Source organism: Paenibacillus glycanilyticus NBRC 16618 (assembly GCF_004000805.1).
GTDB classification, from domain to species: domain Bacteria; phylum Bacillota; class Bacilli; order Paenibacillales; family Paenibacillaceae; genus Pristimantibacillus; species Pristimantibacillus glycanilyticus.
The window spans coordinates 12,940-37,598 of record NZ_BILY01000053.1; the positions used below are offsets into that span (position 1 = coordinate 12,940).

The window sequence follows — 24,659 nt, forward strand, 5'->3', positions numbered from 1 at the left end:
GCTAGTTCACCTCTTTCTTAACATCCAGTTTTCCACTAATTTATAAATATGATGACTTAGCCGCTCTGCGTCATGACGCAAAAACGTCCGGTACAGCACGAGACGATCGGATATAATCTCGTATCCCAACCGGTTTATTTCGTCTATATCCAGCTCTACCTGGGTAGAGCCCAATTCCGCATACTTTTCCGCCACCTCCGGAGAAATCTCCCCATCGTTGACCAGCACGTAATCGAAAAGCTTATGCCCGATATGGTCCTGCACGGCCTTGAGATGATCGCTGACCGAGTATCCATCCGTCTCGCCCGGCTGCGTCATCACGTTGCAGACAAACAGCTTTACAGCCGTTGATTCCACAATGGCCTTCGCTAGCTTAGGTACGAGCAGATTCGGAATAATACTCGTATACAAGCTGCCTGGACCAATCAGAATCGCATCGGCTTGTTCAATCGCTTCAATAGCCTCCGGAAGAGGCTCTACATTGTCGGGCTCTACGAATACCCGTTTAATCTTCTTACCAGCTTTCGGAATCATGGATTCCCCGACCACAACGGTACCGTCGGCCATCTCGGCCTTCAGCACGATAGCCCGGCCCGCGGCAGGAAGCACTCTCCCTCGCACGGCCAATACCTTGCTAAGCTCCCGTACGCCCGTAACGAAATCGCCTGCAATATCCGTCATCGCAGCCAACATCAGATTACCCAGGCTATGCCCGGCTAATCCGGTGCCGCTGGAGAAACGGTATTGAAGCACTTCCGTCAATAAAGGCTCCGCATCCGCAAGCGCCATAATAACGTTGCGGATATCGCCCGGAGGCGGGATCTGCAGTTCGTTGCGCAGTACTCCCGAGCTTCCCCCGTCATCGGCGACCGTCACGATTGCCGTAATATCGAGAGGCTTCTCCTTAAGCCCCCGCAGCATCACCGACAAGCCGGTTCCGCCGCCTACCACAACAATTTTCGGCCGCCTTATAATTTTATGCCTATTCTGCATCCAATCACCCCGTCAATGCTTATCACGGTCAGCATCGCGGTGGCTGACGCGTACCCGTTCCGTATCGCTGCTGCCGAGCATGCGACCCAAATATTCTGCAATCGCAACCGAGCGGTGTTTGCCGCCCGTACACCCGATGCCGATAACGACCTGGCTCTTGCCTTCTTTGTGGTAAAGAGGGAGAAGAAACTGGAGCATATCGAGCAGCTTGGTCAGGAAGGCTTGCGTCTCCGGCCATTTCATCACGTAATCGTACACTTCCGGGTTTTGCCCGGTATTCGGGCGCAAATGATCCACATAATGCGGATTAGGCAAAAAGCGCACGTCATAAATCAAATCGGCGTCGATCGGAATGCCGTATTTGAACCCGAAGGAGGTCACATTCACCGAAAGGCTGTTATTCTCCAAGTTCGTAAACCGGGAAATGATACGCTCCTTGAGCTGTGCCGGCTTGATATTGCTTGTATCAATAACCTGCGAAGCCGAGCCCTTCAAATCCTCCAGCATTCTTCTCTCGTTGCGGATGCCTTCAAGCGGCATGCCCTCCGGAGCAAGCGGATGACGACGGCGGCTTTCCTTATAGCGCTGGACGAGCACCTCGTCCGTTGCGTCCAGGAACAAAATTTCGCAGCTGATCGTGAAATGCTCTTTGATAAAGCTTAAAGATTCCGATAAGGCGGTAAAAAATTCACGGCCCCTAAGGTCAATCACAAGGGCTACTTTGCCGATTTTGCCATTCGACTGCTCAATCAGCTCTGCGAATTTAGGGATTAGCACCGGCGGTAAATTATCAACGCAGAAAAAGCCCAAATCTTCAAGGCTCTGTACGGCAATCGTCTTGCCCGCGCCAGACATCCCTGTAATGATAACAAGCTTTGACATCGCTCCCGTTTCCATAGCTGTCCCCTCTCTCCCCATCGTAACGCTGTCCATACTCATTAGGAACGCAAGATAAGACCCGCCGCGCCTACAACGCCCGCGTTATTGCCAAGCGTAGCCGCAACGATCTTCACGCCTTCTTGTGCTTCCTTCTGGGTATATTTCTGGAATACCTCGCGAATTTGGTCGAACAGGAAGTCGCCTGCTTTCGACACGCCGCCGCCGATAATAAAGCACTCCGGATTCAATACGACAGCCATCAATGCCATCGATTTGCCCAGGTAGTACGCTGCGCGGCTAACGATACGCGAAGCAACCTCGTCACCTGCTTTCGCGGCGTCGATAACGTCTTTCGCCATAATGTCTTCTACTGTCGACAAGACGGTGCGGTCTCCGCGCTCAACAGCGTCCTTCGCCATGCGGATAATACCCGTAGCGGAGGATACCGACTCGAGGCAGCCCATTTTGCCGCAGCCGCATTGAATCGCTTCCAGATCGGGAACAATCGCGATGTGGCCCAGCTCACCGGCCATGCCCGCAAAGCCCTCTACGATTTTGCCGCCGATAATAATACCGCCGCCTACGCCCGTACCCAGTGTATAGCAGACGCAGTTATCGATGCCTTTGCCCGCTCCAGCCCATGCTTCGCCAAGCGCGGCAACGTTTGCGTCGTTATTAACGAGGACTTTAACTTGAAGCTCCTTCTCGAGATATTCCTTCAAATGAACATTCTCAATCTTCAAGTTGCCCGAAAATTTCACAATACCGTTCGGAATATCAAGGAAGCCGGCGATCCCTACGCCAACGCCTGCAACTTGCTCCCATTCAAACGGCGATTCGGTCACGATGTTCCGCGCATACTGCGCAATATTATGAAGGATGGTGTCCGTACCTTTACTCGTTTCCGTCGGCCCTTCGTAAGTGTGGAGCAATTCTCCCTCCACGTTACAAATCCCAACTTTAATAGCGGTGCCGCCGACATCGACTCCAACGTAAATCTTCTCAGACATTACTAGTCCACCTCATTAATATGTTATCTACTCTTTAACCAACTATAAGCCAATGCCCTATTCCGGTCAAGATAATCGCCGCCCCAGTGTTTCCCTTGAGCTATAAGAAGCTGGCAGGAAAAAGCCCTCTCCGGGAGAGGAAAGGGCCGACTTCATCTCGTTTATTAATGTGAGCCGATGTTCTCGAGGAACCGTTCGCAATCAAGCGCCGCCATGCAGCCGCTGCCTGCCGCCGTAATCGCTTGGCGGTATTTGTTGTCCTGTACGTCTCCGCAGGCGAATACGCCCGGCACGTTCGTCTCCGAGCTGCCTGGCTTCACTTTAATGTAGCCATGCTCGTCGGTGTCGATCTGGCCGTTCAGGAACTTCGTGTTAGGCGTATGGCCAATCGCGATAAATACACCGTCCGTCTGGATCGTTTCGTCTTCGCCCGTTGCATTGTTGCGGACTTTAAGGCCGGTAACGCCCATGCCGTTCGCTTCTACCTCCAGCGGCGTACGGTTTAGGCTCCAGCTGATTTTCTCGTTCTCGCGCGCGCGGTCCTGCATGATTTTTGAGGCGCGGAGCTCATCACGACGGTTTACGAGTTCAACATTCGTCGCAAAGCGGGTAAGGAAGTTCGCTTCCTCCATGGCCGAATCGCCGCCGCCGATCACCACGATCTTTTTATTGCGGAAAAAGAAGCCGTCACAGGTTGCGCATGTGCTTACGCCGCGGCCGATATTATCTTTCTCGCCGGGGATCCCCAACCATCTAGCCGAGGCTCCGGTAGAAATAATGATCGTTTCGCCGACAAATTCGCCTTTGCCTTCTACCTGAAGCTTGAACGGACGCTCCGACATATCGACGCTGTTCACCCATCCGGTCATGAACTCGGCGCCGAAACGTTCCGCCTGCTTGCGCATATTCGCCATCAGGTCGGGCCCCATAATTCCTTCCGGGAAGCCCGGGAAATTCTCGACCTCCGTCGTCGTTGTCAACTGGCCGCCCGGCTCCGGCCCTTCGATGACAAGAGGCTTCATGTTTGCGCGCGCCAAATAAATCGCTGCCGTGAGGCCGGCTGGGCCGGTGCCTATAATAATGGATTTGTACATGGTTGTCCTCCTAAAAGTGGCGATGGTTGCTGGTTGTCGCTCGTGATGCCGCTGCGCGAAAATAACGTCCTTCCAATCGCTGTTGTCCCCGAATTTCTTCATTTGAATAACCGCTTTAGCGGTTGAAATTCGGTGGACAAAGGCGAACGCTACGCTTCTCCAGTACGTTATTTCCGCTACGCTTACAGCGTGCGATCAAACAGACTACATCGCAGAGATTTTTAAGTCGTCCAACCAACGTGTGGTTGGAGAAGGAAAAGATTAGGGCAAACTTATATATCCTTATTATATATAAGTTTGCCCGGTAAAAACAAAACGCACTTAGGGAACCATATCCTAAGTGCGTTGGTAATGGGCGAAATGCCCTATTCGAGATGGTCCAAGGAGAAAACCGAGCTGATCGATTTCATCTTTTCCTTGATCCCGCATACCTCGTCGATTCTTTTTGCGTTTTTGCTTACGGTTGCGATGGAGACGCCGTAACGCTCCGAGATTTCGGGATACGACGTTGTCCGACGGTGCATTTTCGCCGTTAAATACTCAAGCGCCGCCGCCCAGCCTTCCGGCTTGGTCAGCTTTGGCACTTCCGGATACAGTCTGGACAGGAACTCTACCCACAGCGTCATCAGATCGTACTGCTGCACCAGGTCGAAGCGTTTGTTCACGCGAGACATCGCCGCTTCCACGACCTCCTGCCACTTGTCTTCCCATACGGGCAGACGGGATGGAACCCGGTTCGGCTCAATGACCGTAGCTTTACCTTCAAGTACGGCTTGAAGCGGTTCCTGTACGCCGATTGTGCGAAGCACAAACACGGCAATCCGCTTCAAATAATCATCTTCGTCCGCTTCGAGCAGGAACGCGCGAAGGACGTCCTTGACTTCATTGTCGGCAATCATGCCAAGCGCCTGAATGACCTGCAGCTTCGTATTCTGGTCTCCGTGACGGAGTGCCCAGAAGAACGAGGAGCGCACGAGCGGGTCGCGCTTCAAATGCTCGGGAAGTCCGTCCGAGGAATTTTCCCACAGCTTGAACTGCTCCTCGAACGGTAAATGATAGTGATAGCTTACCGATGCGTTCTGGTCGCCGGCTTTGATGAGAGCCAGCTGCTCCATGTAATAACGCGGTATATCCGATTCCGGATCCAGCTTCGCCGCCTGCTTCCACAGGCGCTCCGCCTCCGCATAACGGCCGATATGGCATGCGGCTACAGCAGCGTAGTGATACAGGCAAGGGTCAAGGTTAAGCTCCGCATCCTTCAGTAGACGGGTGAAATGGCGGTACGCCGCTTCATGCTCTCCCAGAATGCCCATCGTAGTAGCCAGCTTGAAGACATGCTCCTGATGGAACGGCGCCGTTTTGCGCAGCAAATCAAGCAGAGGAGTAAGACTATCTTTATCTCCCGCATGCTGATAGAAGATCCCCAGATTGCAAAGGGCATGCAGATTCCCGGGCTCGAGCTCCAGCGCCTCCCGGATCGTAGCCATCGCTTTGTCGAACATGCCCATATAGTAATAGGCCAGCGCCAAATTATTGCGGGCTGCCAGAAACTCCGGCTGCTCCTCAATAATTTTCTCCAAGATACGGACCGCTTCCGTAAACTTGCCTTCTTCCAGAAGCTTGCGGGCCTGGTCGTGCTCGACCATTCCTTCGCGCGCTTTTATATTCGTCAACGGTGCAGGGCGCTCCAGCTCATAATGGAGAAGCTCCATCATTTCCTCGGCTTCGTCGAGGTATTGTCCGTCCGCGTCTTCCTCCAAATAATGAATAAGCGCGCCTTCCGCTGCTTCGTACATCTCCATGTTGGCATAGTTGTTGGCCATGTAGAAATGACATTCCGTCATGGTCGGATCCAGCTCATCGACAATCCATTTCAGAATCCGGTTGGATTCCTCATAATTGCCCATCTCCGACATGATGCCTGCCATGTTGCAATGATTAACCGGATTTTCCGGTTCATACTCCACGGCACGCCGGAAATATTTGAGTGCCTTGTCATAGTGGTAACGATCCAACGAGCGCACGGCCCGCTCGAAAAAGAACGTGGCGTCCCATTGTATCGGTATGATCTTGGCTGTCTGTTCTATGGCTTCACGTTTCTTCTCTTTCACCTGGCAAGGCACCTCCCGGAACTTGATTTTCTACGATTATACCATAGCAATGCCTATCCTAACACGAAAGAATATGTGGGAAAATCGCGAACGTAAGGAAAAACGCCCGCGATTTTCTTGTCATTGCCATATTCGATTAAACGCCGCCGTTTGTCTTGAAGAGGGTGCTGATCGAACCGCCTTCAATGATAATGCGGGTTGCTTCCGCAAGCAGCGGAGCGACCGACAATACCGTGAACTTATCCGGACGATTCTCTGGCAGAGAGATCGAATCCGTTACGATAATTTCTTTGATATGAGGATGATTCAAACGCTCAATGGCATTGCCCGAGAACAGCGGGTGAGTTGCGCATACATAGACTTCTTTGGCTCCGCGCTCCTTCAAGCTCTCTACAACGTTGACAATCGTGCTGCCCGTATCGATCAAGTCTTCGATAATGATAGCGGTTTGACCCTCTACGTCGCCGATTACGTGGGTAATCGAGGACTCATTATGCGCAGGGCGCTTCTTGATCATAATGGCAAACGATGTGTCCAGGTTATTCGCAAGCTTTTCAGCCGTGGATGCACGGCCAGCGTCCGGAGACACGACTACCGGATTTTCGATGTTCTTCGACTTCAGGTAATCGCTGAGCAGATCAAGAGCTGTCATGTGGTCTACCGGGATGTTGAAGAAGCCTTGGATAGCCGGCGCATGCAGGTCAATCGTGATGACACGGTTTGCACCAACCGTAGTAAGAACGTCTGCCACCATTTTCGCGGAGATCGGCTCCCGCGGTGCTGCTTTGCGCTCTTGGCGCGCATAGCCGTAGTACGGCATGATGATGTTGATCGTCTTCGCGGATGCCCGCTTCGCTGCGTCAATCATGACGAGCAGTTCAACAAAATGCTCGTTGATCGGATGCGAGAACGATTGAACGAGGAATACGTCGCAGTTACGAATCGTCTCTTCGTAGTGGACGTAGATCTCCCCGCTCTTGAAACGGGACATTTTGATGGCGCCGAGTGTCAATCCCAGATCACCGGCGATCTTTTGAGCCAACGCGGGATTGGACGAACCCGAAAAAATACGCAACTTGTCGCTAAACATGATACCCTCCTGAGCGTTTTAAACCAAATAATTTGACATGAAGTCCTAAACTTCGCCATAAGGCAAAGCCTTCGTCAATTGCAGGACGCTTTCATACCGCGCCATGCTTGTTCCATATCATTATACATCTAATTTACCATAATTCAAAAATCGACTAATACCAATTTTCGCCGTTCAAAGGTCGCCAGCTGAGAAAAACCGACATCTTTCAACACCGCACGCGCTTGATCTAAATATTGTCCCAGTCTTTCTGGCTGATGCGCATCCGACCCAATCGTGATTGGAATGCTCAATTGTTTGGCGTATTCGAGCATTCTGCGGCTCGGAAACATCTCTTCTACCGGCATCCGGAGACCCGATGCGTTAAGCTCGATTGCCATGCCGTGACGCTTCACCGCTTCAAGCGCGGCATTCTCCAGATGCGTAACGTCCTCCTCGGGCTTAAAGCCGAAGCGTTTGATGACATCGATATGTCCGATGTAGTCGTAAAAGCCCGTCGCCGCCGCTTTCGCCACCGCATCGTAATACTGCTCGTACACCTTCATCCGGTTCTTGCCTTCCCAGCCATGGGTCTGACGGAAATCGGTGATGTCCCATTCTCCCAAGAAATGCACCGACCCAATCACATAATCAAACGGATAAGCATGGATGATCGTTTCAATTTTTTCTTCCTGGCCTTCGATATAGTCGCCTTCAAGGCCGACGCGGACGTCAATCTGGCCTTTATACTTCTCCTTCAGGGCTAGACACTCTTCCACGTACCTCGGCAGCTCCTCCATCGGCATCGCCATTTCCGGGTAATACGTCGCCGGGTCCACATGGAGCAGCGGCATATGGTCAGAAAGACCGATCTGCGCAAGACCGATCTCTATCCCCTTCCGTACGTATTCCTCCAGCGAGCCGACAGCATGGCCGCAGCGGGCGTGATGGGTATGATAATCGATAAACATGGCATACCGGCCTTTCTCTTAAAAATTATTTGCCCGCTTGTTCTCTTCTCATCGCATTGTTGGACGCAGGCTTGCCGTGGCGGCTTTGCAGCTCCGCCATAACGTCGTCAAGCGGCAGGCCGCGTTCCCGCAGCAGTACGAGCAGATGGAACAACAGGTCGCTTGCTTCGGAGCGAAGCTCGTCGTTATCGCCGTTTTTGGCAGCGATAATCGCTTCGGTTGCTTCTTCCCCGACTTTTTTCAAAATTTTATCGAGACCCTTCTCGAACAAATACGTCGTGTAAGCACCTTCCGGACGCTCCGCGTAACGCTGTGCGATGACGCCCTCGAGCTCGCCAAGAATGCCGAAGCGGTCATTGGAGGACGCCTTCTCAGCGTCGGCAGCATTCTCAGCCCCGGCTACTTCAATCTCGTTGAAGAAGCAGGAGTATGAACCGGTGTGGCAAGCTGGGCCCTTCTGATCGACGCGTACAAGCAGCGTATCCGCATCGCAGTCATACGACATCGAACGGATCTGCTGAGTATGGCCGCTGGTTGCGCCCTTGTTCCACAGCTCATTGCGGGAACGGCTCCAGAACCAGGTTACTCCCGATTCCGCCGACAGCTTCAGGGACTCCTTGTTCATATAGGCCAGCATCAGGACTTCCTTGCTCTGCGCGTCCTGCACGATAGCCGGAACAAGCCCGTCCTCGCTCCACTTGATAAGCTCTGCCAATTGTTCCGTCATCGCACTTCCACGCCTTTCTGCCTGAGATCATCCTTCACTTCGCGAATCGTCATTTCTTTGTAGTGGAAAATCGTCGCGGCAAGGCCCGCATCCGCGCGGCCTTCCTCGAACACATCGCAGAAATGCTCGATCCGTCCCGCTCCGCCGGATGCAATGACCGGAATGCCGACCGAATCCGAAACCGCACGGGTCAGCTTCAGATCGAATCCGTCCTTCGTGCCGTCCGCATCCATGCTGGTCAGCAGAATCTCCCCAGCTCCAAGGCGTTCGATTTCACTCGCCCACTCCAGCACTTTAATGCCCGTTTCCTTGCGGCCGCCATGCGTGAATACTTCCCACTCGCCCCAAGCTTCGTTGTACTTCGCGTCAATGGCTACGACAATGCATTGCGAGCCGAATTTGCGGGCACCGTCGCTGACTAGGGAAGGATTCAGAACCGCCGCCGTGTTGATCGCGATTTTGTCCGCGCCTGCGCGCAGGATCCGCTTCATATCGTCAACATGGGAGATCCCGCCGCCAACCGTAAACGGAATGGTGATCTCTCCGGCCGTCCGCTTTACGACCTCAATCATGGTGGCACGGCCTTCAACCGAAGCCGAAATATCGAGGAAAACCAGCTCGTCGGCGCCCTCCCGATCGTAAGTGGACGCAAGCTCAACCGGATCCCCCGCATCGCGCAGGTTCACGAAGTTGACTCCTTTGACAACCCTTCCGTCCTTCACGTCCAGACATGGAATAATACGTTTCGCCAGCATCTCGTGCATGCTCCCCTCTCGTTCTTGCTTTGAAAAACCGATCTATTTTATCGCTGCGTTACCGGGCTTCCCGTTAAAGCAAGGAAGTTGCCTAGCAGCTTGATGCCAAGGTCACTGCTTTTCTCCGGATGGAATTGCATGCCGTGCACGTTGTCGCGGCCGACAATAGCCGTTACCTGCTGATAGTAATCCGTTGTTGCGAGAAGGTCGCTGGCGACCTCCGGTTTCGCGTGGAAGGAGTGTACGAAGTACACATGGCCCTCCTCGAGCCCTTTGAACAGCGGGCTGTCGGACTGGAGGAAGCTCAGCTTGTTCCAGCCCATATGAGGCACCTTGTAATCGCCTTGGAAGCGGATGACCTTGCCCGGGAGCAGGTTCAAGCCCTCGTTTACGCCATGCTCCTCGCTCTGGCTGAACAAGAGCTGCATGCCGAGGCAGATGCCAAGCAGCGGCTTGCCGGAAGCGGCATAAGCCTTGGTCACTTCGTCCAGCTTCGTCTCGCGAAGATTTTCCATCGCGTCTCCAAACGCGCCAACGCCCGGGAGGATCGCTCCGTCCGCAGCCGCGATAACGGCTGGATCAGCCGTTACAACCGCTTCGTACCCAAGACGCTCCACAGCTTTGCTTACGCTGTGCAGATTGCCCATGCCGTAATCGATGATCGCGATCATGCTACAGCACTCCTTTCGTTGAAGGCACTCCTTGTACACGAGGATCGATGGTAGTTGCTTCGTCGATCGCGCGTCCCAGGGCTTTGAACACCGCTTCGATCATATGATGCGTGTTCTTGCCGTAGTGAACGATGACGTGCAGCGTAATACGCGCTTCCAGCGCAAGCTTCCACAGGAACTCGTGAACCAGCTCGGTCTCGAAGCTGCCCACTTGCGCCGAGGGATATTCCGCCCGGTATTCAAAGTGCGGACGGTTGCTGACGTCGATAATGACTTGAGCCAGCGCCTCATCCATCGGTACAAATACGCTCGCGTAACGCTTGATGCCGCGTTTGTCTCCCAGCGCTTCGCGCAGGGTTTGACCGAGGCAGATGCCGATATCCTCTACCGTATGGTGATCGTCGATATCGATGTCGCCGCGCGCTTCAACGGTAAGGTCGAATTGGCCGTGCTTTGTAAACAAGTCAAGCATATGGTTCAGGAACGGAACGTCCGTCTCGAGTTTCGCTTCGCCGCTGCCGTCAACCGCAAAGCTCAGCTTAATGTCCGTTTCATTGGTTTTGCGTGCAACTTCCGCTTTCCGTATTGTATCCGTCACTTGCAATTCCTTCTTTCTATTATGAATGGTTATGACTGCTGCCTATTAATTGCCTTCCTGCTCCAAACGGATCTGAATGGCGCGGGCATGCGCCTCCAGCCCTTCATGACGCGCTAGCGTCATAATGCTGTTGCCGTTCTTCAGCAGCGCTTCCTTGCTGTAGTAGATAAGGCTCGACTTCTTCAGGAAATCGTCCACGTTCACCGGCGAGGAGAACCGCGCGGTTCCGTTCGTCGGGATGATATGGTTAGGTCCGGCAAAATAATCGCCAACCGGTTCCGAGCTGTAAGGTCCGAGGAAAATCGCGCCGGCATTCTCGATCAAGCCAAGGAGGCTCATCGGATCGGCCGTCAGCACTTCCAAGTGCTCCGGCGCCAGCTTGTTTACGACGTCGATGCCTGCTTGGATCGATTCCACGAGCAGAACAGCGCCATAGCTGTCGATGGATGCGCGCGCGATCGCTTCCCGCGGCAGGGTGGCAAGCTGACGTTCCACCTCGGCGGCTACCGCTTCCGCGAGCGTCTCCGAAGGCGTTACAAGGATCGCGGAAGCCATTTCGTCATGCTCCGCCTGCGACAGCAGGTCGGCCGCGATATACGAGGCGTTCGCGCCTTCGTCGGCCAGCACGACAATCTCGCTTGGGCCTGCAATGCTGTCGATGTCAACGGCGCCGAATACCGTCCGCTTCGCCAGCGCGACATAGATGTTACCCGGTCCGCAAATCTTATCGACCGGAGCAATCGTTGCCGTGCCGTAAGCGAGTGCGGCAATCGCTTGCGCGCCGCCGACCCGGTACATTTCCTTCACGCCCGCTTCCGCGGCGGCTACGAGAATATACGGGTCGATTCCTTCCTTGCCGCCGGTTGCAGGCGGCGTCACCATTACAATTTCCGGCACGCCGGCTACTTGCGCCGGAATAACGTTCATCAGCACGGACGACGGGTACGCCGCCTTGCCGCCGGGCACGTATACGCCGACCCGCTTCAGCGGCCGGAGAATTTGCCCGAGCATCGTACCGTCCGGCTGCAGGTCCATCCACGAGTTCCGCATCTGCTTCTCGTGGAATACGCGAATGTTCACGGCTGCCTCGCGGATCGCCGTGAGGAACGCGGCGTCTACTTTCCCGTACGCCGCGTTGATCTCTTCCTGCGTCACGCGAAGCGATGACGCGTCAATCCGGACGCGGTCCAGCTGCTCCGTATAACGCAGCAGCGCCGCGTCCCCCTCCTCCTTGATCGCTTCGACGATCTGACGGACCGTTTCATTTTGCTCCGGCGTTCCGTACTCCACCTCGCGCTGCAGCCCAAACTGCTCCGCCTTCATTATCCGCATAAGCTATCGTCCCCTTCCTCACCTTTATCCCTTATGTCCAGCGTGTCAGACCTTAGCCGCAATCGTATCCTGCAGGCGGTCACACAAGCTTTGAATCGCTTCGTTCTTCATCCGGTAGCTGACGCGGTTCGCGATCAGACGGCTTGTAATCGGAAAAATTGGCTCCATCTCGACCAGTCCGTTCTCGCGCAGCGTCTGACCCGTTTCCACCATGTCGACAATACGGTCAGCCAGACCGATAAGCGGTGCCAGCTCGATCGAGCCGTTCAGCTTAATGACCTCCACTTGTTGACCCAGCTCGCGGAAATATTGCGACGCTACGTTTGGATACTTCGTTGCAACCCGCGGGTTAATAACCGGCTTCCAATCCGCTAATCCGATAACGGACATGCGGCATTTCGCGATTCCCAGATCCAGGAGCTCGTAGACATCCTTATTTTCTTCCATAAGTACGTCCTTGCCTACAATCCCGATATCGGCCACGCCGTACTCCACGTAAGTCGGTACGTCAACCGGCTTTGCCATAATAAACTCCATGCCCACTTCGGGAAGCTCGATAATCAGCTTGCGCGTATCGTCGAAGTCGCTTGGGATCGGCAGACCCGCTTCGCGGAAAAGCTTCGAAGCCTGCTTATAGATGCGGCCCTTCGGCATCGCAACCTTTAAAATATCTTTTCTCGCCTCGCTCATCGCTTGCTGCCTCCTGTCGCCTTTTCCACGCCGCCGATGAACGGCAGTCCCTTCGTATAGGCTACGCCTTTATAAGTAAACGAGCCTTCGCCAAGCTCTTTCCAATCCTCTTCCGTCATACGCTCCGTAATAACGGCTGTACCTTGCTCGCGAAGCTGCTGTGCCGATGCCAGAGCAGCCGCACGGCCTTCGCCGTCATAACCGATCAGGACGCGCGTAGTGCCCGCTGTGTCCTCTTCCGCGCCTACCAGCTCCAGAATACGCGTAGTCTTCAGCGCGAAGCCCGTAGCCGGTGCCGGACGTCCGAATTGGCTGAGCAGATTGTCGTAGCGTCCGCCGCTTGCTACCGGGAAGCCAAGATCCGCCGCATAACCCTCAAACGTCATGCCGGTATAATAGGAGAAATCGCCAATCATCGTCAGGTCGATCAGTACATGCTCGCATACGCCGTATGCCTTGAGCACATCCCAAATCTCGCAGAGATGGCGGATCGACTCCTGGGCAGTCGCATCAGCGCTTAGCTGCAGCGCTTGCTCGCAGATCTCCTGGCCGCCGCGCAGACGAAGAATTCCTTCCAGCTCGCGTTGAACCGGCTCTTCCAGCTTAAGACCGCGAAGGCTTTCTCTGTAACCGACATAATCGCGGTTCAAGAGACAAGATTTCAGCTGCTCTTGCGCTTCCACTCGTCCCGCCAGCGTCTCCTCGAACAAGCCGTTCAGGAAGCCGACATGGCCAATCGCGATTTTGAACCGGTCAACGCCTGCCGCCTTAAGCGAAGCGATAGCCAGTGCCACCACTTCCGCATCGGCTTCCGCGGACGCATCGCCAACGAGCTCTACCCCCGTCTGGAAGAACTCCGCCTCGCGCCCCGACTCCTCTTCGATCGAGCGGAATACGTTGCCGTGATAGGACAAACGAAGGGGGAACTGCGATTCCTTCAACAGCGAGGATACAACGCGCGCAATCGGAGCTGTCATATCCGAACGCAGCACGAGTGTCGTACCCCGGTTATTGAGCAGCTTGAACAGCTTCTGGTCCGATGTCGAGCTCGCGACGCCTACTGTGTCGTAGTATTCCATTGTTGGTGTAATAATTTGTTCGTAGCCCCAGCCTTTCATGCAGGCCAGCACATCGCGTTCAATATGGCGGAGCTTCGCTACCGCGCCGGGGAGATAATCTTTTACGCCAATTGGCTTCTCAAAAACTTTAGGTTTGGACATCTCTACTCACCTTCAAATACTTTAGTATATTAAAGCGCTACCATGTTACCATGCTACCAAAATAAAATGTTAATCGTAATATTAGCATGAACATTGCCTTCCGTCAAGGTGAAACGGCTCCGCCACCCTAAGGCGGAAGAGCGCGTTTCAATGCGGAGAATTCTAAGCCGTGTTTTTATGAAAACTTATAAACACTTAGAATTCAAGGTGAACCGGATACGTCCTCCAAACGAAATATCCAGCAAGAAAGCCCCGCTATCCGCTCTCTCAAGAGATGCGAATAGTGAGGCTTTTCCCCTGTAGCCGCTGCCGGCCGCTATGATCTCAGCAAGACCCGCTTATCTTCATCCTTGCGCTCTCCGGCGTCCGTCCGACTGATCTCCCGTATCGGATTGCCGCCTACAAACGTATTCGCGGGCACATCCTTATGAACGACCGAACCGGCCGCAACAACGGCATTATCCCCAATCGTCACACCGGGCAAGATGGTGGAGTTGGCGCCAATCATCACATTCGAGCCAATCTTCACGGCGCCGAGCCGGTATTCCTTGATTAAATATTCGTGGGTCAAAATCGTTGTATTGTAGCCGATTATGGTATTATCCCCAACTTCGATCCGTTCCGGAAAGAAAACATCCACCATCACCATCAGGGCAAAAGCCGTCTGCTTCCCAACCTTCATGCCGAGGATATTGCGGTAGATCCAATTCTTCACCGTCAGCTCCGGGCAGTACCGAGCCGCCTGGATAGCGATAAAATTACGAACCGCCTTAAACCGGCTAACCGTCCGGTACATCTGCCATAGGGCATTAGGCCCCTCAACCGGATAACGCTCCACGTTCCGCACAAGGCTATCGCTCCATTCCCGCGAATGCGTACAACTCGCGCATATCATCGATGATATACTGCGCTCCGTTCTCCTTCAGCAGCTCCCCGCCCTTAAGGGACCAGGCTACTCCAACGGGAATTACGCCCGCTTCCTTGGCGGAGATCATGTCGACGGCGCTGTCGCCGATCATAATCGTTGTGGCCGGGTCCGCGTCCAGCATCTCCAGTGCCATAAGAACGGGCTCCGGATGCGGCTTCGGATTAACGACATCATCCACCGTAACAAACGCGTCTACATAATCGTACAGCCCGCAAAACTTCATTCCCCGCTCCGTCGACATCCGGATCTTGGTTGTAACAACGCCAATCTGAATGCCCTGCTCATGCAAGTCCTTCATGACTTCGTTCGTATAAGGGAATGGCCGCAGCAGCTCGTCATGAAGCTTTGTATTTACGGTACGGTAAGCCTTTATTAGATGCCCGACATCCGTAAGGCCCGTAAAATTTTGAAATTGCGCCTCAAGCGTAAGACCCATGCTCGGAATAATATGCTCTCTTCCGAAGTCTTCGGGTACCAAGCCTTTCAGCGACTCCATAAAGGAACGGATAATCAGCTCATTCGTATCCATAATCGTGCCATCCAGATCGAATAGCATCGTTTTGATATTGCTCGTCATGCTTGCTTCACTCCTACTGCTGTTAAGACTTACAGGTTGTCCGTTTTTGCGTCGGATACAGGCGCCGATGTTTCCTTCGTGGATACGATCGGATCGTTGTAACGCACAGTTGCCCAACCGTTTACGCGGCGGACAACGATAAAGATAACTGCCGCAATAACGAGCAGTACCGCAAGCAATTGCGAGATCCGCACATCGCCATAAGCCGGATCGAGGAAGCCTTGTTCGAAACCGAACCAAGTCATTGGCGTCCACAGAGCATCCATGAGGGAACCTAATGCTCCCGGACCTTGGAAGGCCAAGCTGTCCGTACGGATGCCTTCAATGAAGAACCGTCCAATCGAATACCAGATGAAGTAGATCGCTACAAGCTCACCGGCACGAAGGAATTTCTGACGGCGGATGACAAGCAGAACTATAATGCCTACCAAGCTCCACAGCGATTCGTACAAAAAGGCCGGGTGGTGATAGACGCCTTCACTGGCGACATACATTTGCTTCACGATAAAATCAGGCAAATGCAGCGTATTCCGCAGGAAGCTCTCGTCTACGGGACCGCCATAGGCCTCCTGGTTCATGAAGTTGCCCCAACGGCCAATCATTTGGCCGGCCAGCAGTCCGGGCGCGCAAATATCTACCATTCTCCAGAACGGATAGCCTTTGTAACGGAAATAGAAAAATCCGCATAGAAACGCCCCGATCAAGGCGCCGTAGATGGCTATGCCGCCGTTCCAGATTTTAAATACGTCCACGAAATTGTTCTTGTACTCGTCCCAAGTGAACGCCACATAATAAATTCTCGCGCAGATGACGGCCGAAGGCACGCCAAGCAGCAGCAGGTCCATGAAAAATTCCGGCTTGATGCCGAATCTTTTCCCTTCCTGTACGGCAAGAAGCAAGCCAACCAGAGCCGCCGTACCGAGAATGATCCCGTACCAACGCACATGAATGTCCCCGATGGAAAATGCCGTTGGATCAATTAACAGATTCATTGTTCCGTGCTCCTTCTATAAAAGGTCTATTCTGCTTTGTCTTCCCTATAACGATCAATCGAAGTCATCCGTATCTTCGGCAATCGTCTCGGTCAGCTTATTCGTAAATTGCAGAGCGGCGTTATAGCCCATTCGCTTCAGACGGAAGTTCATGGCCGCAACCTCGATAATGACAGCCAGATTTCGGCCAGGGCGAACCGGTACCGTTACAAGCGGTACATCCGTATCAATGATTCTCGTCTTCTCTTCATCCAGGCCAAGACGGTCATACTGTTTGTCCTGCTGCCAGTTCTCGAGCTTGATAACAAGCGTAATCCGCTTACTTGTCCGTACCGCTCCGGCACCGAACAGCGTCATCACGTTGATGATACCTAAGCCCCGAATCTCGAGCAGATGGCGAATCAGCTCCGGCGCGCTGCCGAACAGCTGCCCATCGGAGGTCTGGCGGATCTCTACCGCATCATCGGCTACAAGGCGATGGCCACGTTTAACCAGCTCAAGCGCTGTTTCGCTTTTACCGATGCCGCTGCCGCCCGTAATAAGCATTCCGACACCGTATACGTCTACCAGAACCCCATGGATGGTTGCGGTTGGGGCAAGCTTTTTCTCCAGAAAGTCCGTAATCCGGCTCTGCAGGATCGTTGTCGCCACATTACTGCGAAGCACTGCGATTTGCGTCATGTTGGAGTACTCGACCAGCTCATCCGGCGCCTCGAATCCCCGGGTTAAAATAATACATGGCGTATTCTCGTGACACAGCTGTTCAAAGCGGCTTCTGCGCTCTTCGCTTGTCAGCGTGCTGAGGAACGTAAGCTCCGTCTTGCCGAGCAGCTGCACCCGCTCATGCGGATGATAATCGAAATACCCTGCCATCTCCAGACCCGGGCGATACAGATCATCAACCAGAATAGAACGCTTCAAGCCGTCTTCGCCGGATACGATCTCCATCGAGAAATGTTGTACTAGCTCCGATACTTTTACTTTCTTAGCCATCGAACGGCCTCCTCACTTGCGTTCCCAATTAAGTTATATGAAGGGTGTAATCCATTACCAATAGCTTCATCGTAAAGGAAAAAAGCGCCGAACGCAACGTTTCTCCGTCGCTCAGCGCTTTTCGTCATTTTATAGCCACGTTCACGGGTTGTTCGACATATCCCGGGTATTGATACAGTTCAAAAGTTAACGGCTGTTTATACGGTTTGTCGGGAATGGTGTAGTAGGCTTCGTACGTTCCTCCGGAACCGTCTGCATTTCCTCTCGAGCTGCTTTGCACGCCATCCCCTTCCTTTAACCTAAATTCCGCACCCGTTGCGTCATGAAATGTCGCTTTGTAATCAAGCAGCCAATAACCATACCCTTGCTCCGGTTCACTTAGATGCTTTGCTTCAATTGATAATTTGATCCCTGAAGTGGTTGCCTTTACGCTCGTTAATTGGATTCGGTCATCCGGCGTCTCCAATGTTTCTCCGGTTTCTGTATTAATGACAAACTTTTGATCCTTGGGAGATAACAGCAATCCATCAGCCACCAAGCTTAGATGCTTCGGTCTTTCAAAATAATTGCTCTGGAACGTGAGCGTTGTTGTTCCATCGTCCAGCATCCCGAAGCCGCCTTTTGTCTCCCAACGGCGCCCCTTCTCATCGACGAGAGCTAATTGAACAAAATGATTGGCGCGCATCCGTGAATCCGGTACTTTCCGGATCGTTACAGATGCTTGTAATGGCGTAACAAGTGCTTTCTCAATGATGAATTTTTGCCCGCCTATATCAATGGTCTTATTTAAAGCGATATCTTCCCTTAATTCCTCAAAACGGCTACGATCCACCGCAATATCTACCTCATGCCATTCACCGCCGAGCTTCAGGCTAAACTGGATTTCGCTCGGGACAGGAACGCCGTCACCCAACATAATATCCACCATGTCATGGATACTATTCGCAGTATCCTGTTCCGTCTCCGTCTTTCCGATACTATAATAATTGCTTCCTATCATGGCTTCTAATGAATCCCCATTACCATCCGCAATTTTGTATTCCGTTCCAGATGCATCTTTACTAATCTCCGGCCCCTCGGCTGTATAAAAAATGACTATCCGCTGCTGATCGGCCATAATCCCATCCACCTTCAGCGTATAACCATTCTTACTGACCGACTTGTTGACCGGCTGGATAAACTCATGGTTTATAGCACTTGTCAGCGTGGAATCCCCTTGGATTAACTCAACAACCCCATTCAAACCCGGTATCTCTCGCATCAGCTCCGCAAAAGCAGGGGATACCCGGATGCAAGCAGTAAGCAGAACTAGTATGCAGGCTGCCGCTGTCGCCATCTGCAAAGTCAGTCTGCTTCTTTTCCTTCTCTTGAGCTGCTGTCTTCCCTTCTGCACGCCTATTCTAACCGCTGCAGCAAAGGATTCGTCCGAAGCTTGGTTTAATATCCGTTGTACCGCTGCCTTATCCTCTTGTAAAAGCTGATCCATTCCCTGTTCAAGCTCCGGCTTATTCCCACTCAACCTTCATCCCCTCCTTTCCGTATGCGCTATTCGCCCTTAATCGCTTTAGGGCCTGATGAAGCCATGTCCGAATCGTTCCGTCCGGCTTCTCCAGCAATTCGGCAATTTCCGTAATCGTCATATCGCGGTAATACTTCAGTACAATAACCATCCGGTATTTGGAGGGCAGCGCTTGCAACTGAACCGCCATATCCAGACGGTCAATGCCATGTTCATCAGCCGTTTGAGCATCTCTTTCCAAAAGCTCGTTACGCAGCGGACGTTCACGGAGTCGTTTTTTACGTTCATCGAGACACACTCGGATAAGAATCTTCGTAACCCAAGTCGTAAAAACCTTCGGGTCCCGTAGGGAACGCCTTTTACTCCATACCCGGAAGGTTGTTTCCTGGACGGCTTCAAGCGCATCGGTCTCATTACGCATATAAGAATAAGCAATGCCGTAGAGACGGCTCTGATCCATTTGAATACGCGCAATTAGCGCATCGTCGTCCCCTTTTATTGCTGCCGCCGCATATTCATCTCTGTCCATAGTCCCTCCCTTTCCAATCCTCCTGTTTCGTTATGTATTAGACGCCTGAATGGCAATTTCGGTTTTTTTATTTTTGAACCATGCAAAAAACCTCTATTGGACTGTCCAATAATGAACAACCCCAATAGAGGTAAAAAAGGCCGCCCCCCAAAGGGAGACGACCTTGTTGTAAGAGTAAGAATTAGTTCTCGAAAATGTTCAGCTCGGACTCTTTGTCGAACATATGAACTTTGTTCATGTCCAGAGCAAGCTTAACGCTGGAACCGTCACGCAGTGTCGAACGACCGTCAACGCGTGCGATAACTGTGTCGGAGCCGATACCGTTCAGGTACAGGTACATTTCGTGACCAAGGTTCTCAGCTACCTCAACGTTAGCATTAACGATTGTGTTAGCGGAAGCTTCCAGGAACACTGGCTCTTCGTGAAGATCTTCCGGACGAATGCCCAGGATTACTTCTTTGCCGATATAACCTTTGGAACGAAGAGTAGCTGCTTTGCCTTCAGGCACAACAACGTCAACGCCAGTTGTTTTGAATTTCAGTGTACCGCCTTGATCAGCAAGCGTACCTGTGATGAAGTTCATCGAAGGAGCGCCGATGAAGCCAGCTACGAAGATGTTTACCGGGTGGTTGTACAGCTCTTCAGGAGAAGCTGTTTGTTGAATGAAACCGTCTTTCATAACAACGATACGGTCACCCATTGTCATTGCTTCGATCTGGTCATGCGTTACGTAGATAGTAGTTGTTTCAAGACGTTTAGTCAGCTTGCTGATCTCAGCACGCATTTGACCGCGAAGTTTAGCGTCCAAGTTGGAGAGTGGTTCGTCCATCAAGAATACTTGTGGTTCACGAACGATAGCGCGTCCCAAAGCTACACGTTGACGTTGACCGCCGGAGAGAGCTTTTGGTTTACGATCCAGCAAATGCTCGATATCAAGAATTTTAGCAGCTTCACGAACGCGTTTGTCGATGTCTGCTTTTTTGAATTTACGAAGTTTAAGACCAAACGCCATGTTTTGATAAACGTTCATGTGCGGGTACAACGCGTAGGATTGGAATACCATCGCGATGTCGCGGTCTTTCGGTGCTACGTCGTTTACGACGCGGTCGCCGATGTAAAGCTTACCTTCGGAGATTTCTTCAAGACCTGCGATCATACGAAGAGTTGTCGATTTACCACAGCCGGAAGGTCCTACCAGTACCAAAAACTCTTTGTCCTTAATGTCAAGGTTAACATCAGTTACCGAAGCTTTGTCGGAACCCGGGTATTTTTTGTAAATGCCTTCTAAACGTACGCCTGCCATTTGAATGTCCCCCTAAAAGAAAATTTCTTATGGGTATATCTTATCTCACAGGCCCGTTTGTGACTATGCACATACTTTACAAAAAAACTAATTCCTTTTCGTAACTTTGTACAATAGTAAAATTATTTTGACTAAAACAGCATCCCGGAACTGGCGAACATCCAATCCGGTTTCCTGTTTCAGCTTATCTAAACGATATAATAACGTATTCCGGTGAATATAAAGTTTCTTTGCGGTTTCGCTCACATTGCAGTCAAGCGAGAAAAAGGTCTCCAGGGTTGCAAGCATCTCCGCCTCGACAAAAAGCTCCGTGCGTTTAAGCGCGTGCTCCAGATATCTTGAGCGCTGAACTTCCGGAATAGCGTTGAGCAGTCTTTCCAGCTGCAGCATCCACGGAAGATGAATGCTTGTCCCTACGTGGAACTTGCGGCCAAGGTTAATCGTCTCTCGCAGCAGTACGGTTGTCTCCACGATTCCTTTGGCCGGACATACCGGATGCGCGACGGCCAGATGGCATTCGCCGATCCATTCGCTCGCCAGCATCTCATGCAAGCCATGACAGATAGAAGTCAGGCTGTCCTCAACCGTTTCTTCGTCCTCATCTTCCATAAATTCGCTGTCGGCTTCTTTCAACAGGGAGACAGGTCCCCAAATCAGCCATTCTTGATTTTTCAACGGAATAAGCAGAATATCCTCGGCAAGGAAAGAGCGCAGAAGCTTCTCAAGCTCCGGGTAGGATGCCTGCTTGCCGTTGGTGTATTCCGTTACTAATAAGAAAGGAATCATCTCCGCGAACAGCTTGCCGCCGGCCGTCAGATGATCGGGAATCGAATACGAAGGCTCCTCCGATTCAAGCTGCTGCTGTATCCACTCGCTAAGCTTTAAGGCGAATGACTCGCTCTCGGAAAGTGTACTCGGCTTGGGGGCCAGCTGCTGCTGGGCCTGATTCCACTGCAGGGTCCACGTAATCAACTCCGCCTCTGCCTGCTTTAGCTCTCCGTCGATCTCCAGTGTTTCCACCGCATTGCCCGACACTTTAACAACAATCCATGTCCTTCCGTTATTCGCTGCGCGATTGCCTTCCGATATCTTATCGCGGTTATCGTCGTAAGCCCAGCTTGTATCCGCTTGCTGCACAAGGCCCTTCCAGTCCGATAATGAGAACGTAATGAACCGAACCTGACAGTTCAAAATGTGCTGCAGCGGGGTTAACCAATCTGTCGTGCTCATTTTACATTACTCCAATCTCCAGCTCCAAGAATGACGCTTTATTTTTCGTCATTGTAACACAAAACCGCTGCTTGGTTCAGCCTTTCATTACTAGCAGCAGGATCGAGAGCAAAGAGAAAAGCGCCGCAATCAAATACATGAAGGAGACGGTCTGCACCTGCGTCAGCCCCCAGCGCATTAAGGCATGGTGGGTATGCAGCTTATCCGCCTGATGCAGGCCCTTCCCGGTAGCAAGCCTGCGGAGCATAACAATTACCGTATCCAGAATAGGAAGACCTAGAGCAAGCAACGGAACGAGTATCGTGATGAAGGTTGCTTTCTTGAATGCGCCATCGATGGCGATAACGGCAAGCGTATAGCCCAGGAACGTTGCTCCGGCATCTCCCATAAAAATCCGGGCAGGATGGAAATTATAGATCAGGAAGCCGATACAGGCGCCGCCGATAATGATTGCTGTTACTCCAATATCCCCTTGTCCTTTAATGAGTGCCGTAACGAACAAAGTCATGGAGGACAGCGTGCATACTCCGGAGGCAAGTCCGTCTACCCCGTCAATGAAGTTGATCATATTAATAAGGGCAAACACCCAAATGATCGTGCCAAGCGCATCAAACCACACCGGGAAGCCAACAAAATGGCCATTAGCCGGATTCATGATGCCGTCCATATGTATGCCGAAAAACAGGGGAATCATCGATACGCCCAAATAAATAATGACCCTAGGCCAGATCGGAAAATCCTTTCCCTTCGATTTGGAGGCATCGTCCATGAGCCCGATACATACAAGCAGAGCCCCGCCAACCGTAATGCTTAAACTCAGTGGCGTTATACCTTGAAAAGCAATAATCGTAGCCACGCATGCCACATACAATGCCGCTCCGCCCATTAAAGGTATGGGCCGATTATGAATTTTGCGCCAGTTCGGACGATCTACGATTCCGTATTTAAGCGCTATTTTTTGCATAACGGGTACAAAAACAATCGTCAGAACAGCGCTCATACCTACAGCCAGCCAGTACGTCATTCGAATGTTCCCCTTCGTCTGTCACATCAATTGTTATAGCTTTCAACATTGTTCCCTACCCTGAGGAAAAAAATGATTAAAATCTTTCCCGTCAGCGTTATAATGTGTTTGACGATTGGAAATTCTCATGTTAGGATTAATCCATAGTTTACATATCGGAATTTATATAATTAAGGAGTGGATATGATGTCTCAGGTTGTTATTTTGTCCGGAAGCCCTAATCCCGGATCCCGTTTAGCAGGTATTACGCAATATGTGGAATCGCATCTGTCGGATAAAGGCATCTCCTTCAATCATATTACGGTGGCTTCTCTTCCAGCTGAGGACCTTATCCATGCGCGTTTCGATAGCCCGACTATCGTTGAGGCTGCTGCCATTGTTGAAGCTGCGGATATTGTTATCATTGCAAGCCCGGTTTACAAAGCATCCTTCACCGGCGTACTCAAGACCTTCCTGGACCTGCTCCCGCAAAAAGGCCTTACCGATAAATTCGTTACCCCTCTGTTCATCGGCGGAACCATTGCCCACTTGCTCTCGATCGACTATGCGCTTAAGCCTGTTCTTTCTTCGCTTAATGCCAAGCATTTCGGCAGCGGCGTTTACGCCATTGACTCGCAGATCGCCCGTATCGATGCCGGCGTTGGCGAATCGCAGTTTGAACTGAATGAAGACCTTAAACAACGCCTGGATGCTTCGGTGGCCGAGATTGTTGAAGAACTGCGTATTCGCAAAATTAAATAAGCAATGAAAATAAGCCTGAGGGATCCTATCCTTCAGGCTTTCTTTAATATCAGTATAAAACATCAAAAAACCCGCAGACCGGAGTCTACGGGTTGAACGTTTGAATAAATGGTGAGCCATGAAGGACTCGAACCTTCGACACCCTGATTAAAAGTCAGGTGCTCTACCAACTGAGCTAATGGCTCTCAATAATGAGAAGTGGTGGAGGGTGATGGATTCGAACCACCGAACCGTTAGGAAGAGATTTACAGTCTCCCGCGTTTGGCCACTTCGCTAACCCTCCAAAAGCAAATGGTGGCTCGGGACGGAATCGAACCGCCGACACGAGGATTTTCAGTCCTCTGCTCTACCAACTGAGCTACCGAGCCTTGCATATGGGCAAAAAAATGGCGGAGCTGACGGGATTCGAACCCGCGGTCTCCTGCGTGACAGGCAGGCATGTTAGGCCTCTACACCACAGCTCCATGGATCATTGCAAAAACTTATATGGTGGAGGCTGAGGGGATCGAACCCCCGACCCTCTGCTTGTAAGGCAGATGCTCTCCCAGCTGAGCTAAGCCTCCTGATATATGGTAGCGGCGAAGGGGATCGAACCCCCGACCTCACGGGTATGAACCGTACGCTCTAGCCAGCTGAGCTACACCGCCACGCTTGTCCTACTAGTGTCGCTTACAGTCCGTAGGAGTACTGTAAGATCAGAGCA

General features: G+C 52.1%; 24 protein-coding genes and 6 tRNA genes. 1 reads left to right on the forward strand and 29 read right to left on the reverse strand.

Annotation, left to right across the window (positions count from 1 at the left end):
• Positions 1-6: 6 nt before the first annotated feature.
• The 23 genes from mgfK to PGL01S_RS28140 all read right to left on the reverse strand — a co-directional run bounded on the left by mgfK (position 7) and on the right by PGL01S_RS28140 (position 23,215).
• Positions 7-993: a gluconeogenesis morphogenetic factor MgfK gene (mgfK, locus tag PGL01S_RS28030; RefSeq protein ID WP_127498593.1), complete on the reverse strand. Its 987-nt coding sequence runs from the start codon at positions 991-993 to the stop codon at positions 7-9.
• Between the two features lie 12 nt (positions 994-1,005).
• Positions 1,006-1,890, reverse strand: a complete 885-nt coding sequence (gene rapZ / locus PGL01S_RS28035) for an RNase adapter RapZ (protein ID WP_085982376.1) — start codon at positions 1,888-1,890, stop codon at positions 1,006-1,008.
• Positions 1,891-1,931: 41 nt separating this feature from the next.
• Complete coding sequence (locus tag PGL01S_RS28040) at positions 1,932-2,882, reverse strand: ROK family glucokinase (RefSeq protein ID WP_116394256.1); 951 nt, start codon at positions 2,880-2,882, stop codon at positions 1,932-1,934.
• A gap of 164 nt (positions 2,883-3,046) precedes the next feature.
• Positions 3,047-3,976, reverse strand: coding sequence for a thioredoxin-disulfide reductase (trxB, locus tag PGL01S_RS28045; RefSeq protein ID WP_127498595.1), 930 nt, complete (start codon positions 3,974-3,976; stop codon positions 3,047-3,049).
• A 365-nt stretch (positions 3,977-4,341) separates the two neighbouring features.
• Positions 4,342-6,087, reverse strand: a complete 1,746-nt coding sequence (locus PGL01S_RS28050) for a tetratricopeptide repeat protein (protein WP_127498597.1) — start codon at positions 6,085-6,087, stop codon at positions 4,342-4,344.
• A gap of 136 nt (positions 6,088-6,223) precedes the next feature.
• Positions 6,224-7,177: a ribose-phosphate diphosphokinase gene (locus tag PGL01S_RS28055; RefSeq protein WP_116394259.1), complete on the reverse strand. Its 954-nt coding sequence runs from the start codon at positions 7,175-7,177 to the stop codon at positions 6,224-6,226.
• 143 nt (positions 7,178-7,320) lie between these two features.
• Positions 7,321-8,127, reverse strand: a complete 807-nt coding sequence (hisJ, locus tag PGL01S_RS28060; RefSeq protein WP_127498599.1) for a histidinol-phosphatase HisJ — start codon at positions 8,125-8,127, stop codon at positions 7,321-7,323.
• A 25-nt stretch (positions 8,128-8,152) separates the two neighbouring features.
• Positions 8,153-8,854 (reverse strand): bifunctional phosphoribosyl-AMP cyclohydrolase/phosphoribosyl-ATP diphosphatase HisIE, encoded by a 702-nt coding sequence (hisIE, locus tag PGL01S_RS28065; protein ID WP_127498601.1) that lies wholly within the window; start codon positions 8,852-8,854, stop codon positions 8,153-8,155.
• Positions 8,851-9,609, reverse strand: coding sequence for an imidazole glycerol phosphate synthase subunit HisF (gene hisF, locus PGL01S_RS28070; RefSeq protein ID WP_127498604.1), 759 nt, complete (start codon positions 9,607-9,609; stop codon positions 8,851-8,853). Before hisF ends, hisIE begins: the two co-directional genes overlap by 4 nt.
• A 47-nt stretch (positions 9,610-9,656) precedes the next feature.
• Positions 9,657-10,280, reverse strand: coding sequence for an imidazole glycerol phosphate synthase subunit HisH (hisH, locus tag PGL01S_RS28075; RefSeq protein WP_116394263.1), 624 nt, complete (start codon positions 10,278-10,280; stop codon positions 9,657-9,659).
• Position 10,281: 1 nt separating this feature from the next.
• Positions 10,282-10,878, reverse strand: coding sequence for an imidazoleglycerol-phosphate dehydratase HisB (gene hisB, locus PGL01S_RS28080; protein ID WP_280525720.1), 597 nt, complete (start codon positions 10,876-10,878; stop codon positions 10,282-10,284).
• A gap of 45 nt (positions 10,879-10,923) precedes the next feature.
• The gene (gene hisD / locus PGL01S_RS28085; RefSeq protein WP_127498608.1) at positions 10,924-12,210 is read right to left on the reverse strand and encodes a histidinol dehydrogenase; all 1,287 of its coding nucleotides are present in this window, start codon (positions 12,208-12,210) and stop codon (positions 10,924-10,926) included.
• Between the two features lie 45 nt (positions 12,211-12,255).
• Entirely contained in the window at positions 12,256-12,900 is a 645-nt protein-coding gene (gene hisG / locus PGL01S_RS28090; protein ID WP_127498610.1) for an ATP phosphoribosyltransferase, read from the reverse strand.
• Positions 12,897-14,120 (reverse strand): ATP phosphoribosyltransferase regulatory subunit, encoded by a 1,224-nt coding sequence (locus PGL01S_RS28095; protein WP_127498612.1) that lies wholly within the window; start codon positions 14,118-14,120, stop codon positions 12,897-12,899. Before PGL01S_RS28095 ends, hisG begins: the two co-directional genes overlap by 4 nt.
• Before the next feature lie 316 nt (positions 14,121-14,436).
• Positions 14,437-14,967: an acyltransferase gene (locus PGL01S_RS28100; protein WP_162862778.1), complete on the reverse strand. Its 531-nt coding sequence runs from the start codon at positions 14,965-14,967 to the stop codon at positions 14,437-14,439.
• A 4-nt stretch (positions 14,968-14,971) separates the two neighbouring features.
• On the reverse strand, positions 14,972-15,625 hold the full coding sequence (gene ppaX / locus PGL01S_RS28105; RefSeq protein WP_127498614.1) for a pyrophosphatase PpaX: 654 nt from the start codon (positions 15,623-15,625) through the stop codon (positions 14,972-14,974).
• A 29-nt stretch (positions 15,626-15,654) separates the two neighbouring features.
• Positions 15,655-16,617, reverse strand: a complete 963-nt coding sequence (gene lgt, locus PGL01S_RS28110; RefSeq protein WP_127498617.1) for a prolipoprotein diacylglyceryl transferase — start codon at positions 16,615-16,617, stop codon at positions 15,655-15,657.
• 54 nt (positions 16,618-16,671) lie between these two features.
• Positions 16,672-17,610, reverse strand: coding sequence for an HPr(Ser) kinase/phosphatase (gene hprK / locus PGL01S_RS28115; RefSeq protein ID WP_116394270.1), 939 nt, complete (start codon positions 17,608-17,610; stop codon positions 16,672-16,674).
• Positions 17,611-17,734: 124 nt separating this feature from the next.
• Positions 17,735-19,129, reverse strand: coding sequence for a DUF4179 domain-containing protein (locus PGL01S_RS28120; RefSeq protein ID WP_127498619.1), 1,395 nt, complete (start codon positions 19,127-19,129; stop codon positions 17,735-17,737).
• Positions 19,116-19,658: a sigma-70 family RNA polymerase sigma factor gene (locus PGL01S_RS28125; protein WP_127498621.1), complete on the reverse strand. Its 543-nt coding sequence runs from the start codon at positions 19,656-19,658 to the stop codon at positions 19,116-19,118. The genes PGL01S_RS28120 and PGL01S_RS28125 overlap by 14 nt, the downstream gene beginning before the upstream one ends.
• Before the next feature lie 181 nt (positions 19,659-19,839).
• The gene (locus PGL01S_RS28130; RefSeq protein ID WP_127498623.1) at positions 19,840-20,961 is read right to left on the reverse strand and encodes an ABC transporter ATP-binding protein; all 1,122 of its coding nucleotides are present in this window, start codon (positions 20,959-20,961) and stop codon (positions 19,840-19,842) included.
• 87 nt (positions 20,962-21,048) lie between these two features.
• Entirely contained in the window at positions 21,049-22,191 is a 1,143-nt protein-coding gene (locus tag PGL01S_RS28135) for a PucR family transcriptional regulator (protein WP_127498625.1), read from the reverse strand.
• A 76-nt stretch (positions 22,192-22,267) separates the two neighbouring features.
• On the reverse strand, positions 22,268-23,215 hold the full coding sequence (locus tag PGL01S_RS28140) for an MraY family glycosyltransferase (protein ID WP_127498629.1): 948 nt from the start codon (positions 23,213-23,215) through the stop codon (positions 22,268-22,270).
• 186 nt (positions 23,216-23,401) lie between these two features.
• On the opposite strand from PGL01S_RS28140, the gene ssuE reads away from it, so the two are divergent.
• The gene (gene ssuE / locus PGL01S_RS28145; protein WP_164775614.1) at positions 23,402-23,956 is read left to right on the forward strand and encodes an NADPH-dependent FMN reductase; all 555 of its coding nucleotides are present in this window, start codon (positions 23,402-23,404) and stop codon (positions 23,954-23,956) included.
• A gap of 109 nt (positions 23,957-24,065) precedes the next feature.
• Here ssuE and PGL01S_RS28150 read toward each other — a convergent pair.
• The 6 genes from PGL01S_RS28150 to PGL01S_RS28175 form a co-directional block, all read right to left on the reverse strand.
• A tRNA-Lys gene (locus PGL01S_RS28150) sits at positions 24,066-24,141 on the reverse strand.
• Between the two features lie 14 nt (positions 24,142-24,155).
• Positions 24,156-24,239, reverse strand: a tRNA-Tyr gene (locus PGL01S_RS28155).
• Positions 24,240-24,248: 9 nt separating this feature from the next.
• Positions 24,249-24,324 (reverse strand) — tRNA-Phe (locus PGL01S_RS28160).
• Between the two features lie 19 nt (positions 24,325-24,343).
• A tRNA-Asp gene (locus PGL01S_RS28165) sits at positions 24,344-24,420 on the reverse strand.
• A gap of 23 nt (positions 24,421-24,443) precedes the next feature.
• Positions 24,444-24,519: transfer RNA gene (locus PGL01S_RS28170), tRNA-Val, on the reverse strand.
• A gap of 7 nt (positions 24,520-24,526) precedes the next feature.
• Positions 24,527-24,603, reverse strand: a tRNA-Met gene (locus PGL01S_RS28175).
• Positions 24,604-24,659 lie beyond the last annotated feature (56 nt).

Excerpts from the sequence above, each read along its gene's own strand:
- hisIE (WP_127498601.1), bottom strand. The coding sequence starts at position 8,854 with ATGACGGAACAATTGGCAGAGCTTATCAAGTGGAGCGAGGACGGGCTT.
- rapZ (WP_085982376.1), bottom strand. The coding sequence starts at position 1,890 with ATGGAAACGGGAGCGATGTCAAAGCTTGTTATCATTACAGGGATGTCT.
- hisF (WP_127498604.1), bottom strand. The coding sequence starts at position 9,609 with ATGCTGGCGAAACGTATTATTCCATGTCTGGACGTGAAGGACGGAAGG.
- ssuE (WP_164775614.1), top strand. The coding sequence starts at position 23,402 with ATGTCTCAGGTTGTTATTTTGTCCGGAAGCCCTAATCCCGGATCCCGT.
- PGL01S_RS28055 (WP_116394259.1), bottom strand. The coding sequence starts at position 7,177 with ATGTTTAGCGACAAGTTGCGTATTTTTTCGGGTTCGTCCAATCCCGCG.
- mgfK (WP_127498593.1), bottom strand. The coding sequence starts at position 993 with ATGCAGAATAGGCATAAAATTATAAGGCGGCCGAAAATTGTTGTGGTA.
- lgt (WP_127498617.1), bottom strand. The coding sequence starts at position 16,617 with ATGAATCTGTTAATTGATCCAACGGCATTTTCCATCGGGGACATTCAT.
- PGL01S_RS28125 (WP_127498621.1), bottom strand. The coding sequence starts at position 19,658 with ATGGACAGAGATGAATATGCGGCGGCAGCAATAAAAGGGGACGACGAT.
- ppaX (WP_127498614.1), bottom strand. The coding sequence starts at position 15,625 with ATGACGAGCAATATCAAAACGATGCTATTCGATCTGGATGGCACGATT.
- hprK (WP_116394270.1), bottom strand. The coding sequence starts at position 17,610 with ATGGCTAAGAAAGTAAAAGTATCGGAGCTAGTACAACATTTCTCGATG.
- hisD (WP_127498608.1), bottom strand. The coding sequence starts at position 12,210 with ATGCGGATAATGAAGGCGGAGCAGTTTGGGCTGCAGCGCGAGGTGGAG.
- trxB (WP_127498595.1), bottom strand. The coding sequence starts at position 3,976 with ATGTACAAATCCATTATTATAGGCACCGGCCCAGCCGGCCTCACGGCA.
- PGL01S_RS28095 (WP_127498612.1), bottom strand. The coding sequence starts at position 14,120 with ATGTCCAAACCTAAAGTTTTTGAGAAGCCAATTGGCGTAAAAGATTAT.
- hisH (WP_116394263.1), bottom strand. The coding sequence starts at position 10,280 with ATGATCGCGATCATCGATTACGGCATGGGCAATCTGCACAGCGTAAGC.
- PGL01S_RS28135 (WP_127498625.1), bottom strand. The coding sequence starts at position 22,191 with ATGAGCACGACAGATTGGTTAACCCCGCTGCAGCACATTTTGAACTGT.
- PGL01S_RS28140 (WP_127498629.1), bottom strand. The coding sequence starts at position 23,215 with ATGACGTACTGGCTGGCTGTAGGTATGAGCGCTGTTCTGACGATTGTT.
- PGL01S_RS28130 (WP_127498623.1), bottom strand. The coding sequence starts at position 20,961 with ATGGCAGGCGTACGTTTAGAAGGCATTTACAAAAAATACCCGGGTTCC.
- hisJ (WP_127498599.1), bottom strand. The coding sequence starts at position 8,127 with ATGTTTATCGATTATCATACCCATCACGCCCGCTGCGGCCATGCTGTC.
- hisG (WP_127498610.1), bottom strand. The coding sequence starts at position 12,900 with ATGAGCGAGGCGAGAAAAGATATTTTAAAGGTTGCGATGCCGAAGGGC.
- PGL01S_RS28040 (WP_116394256.1), bottom strand. The coding sequence starts at position 2,882 with ATGTCTGAGAAGATTTACGTTGGAGTCGATGTCGGCGGCACCGCTATT.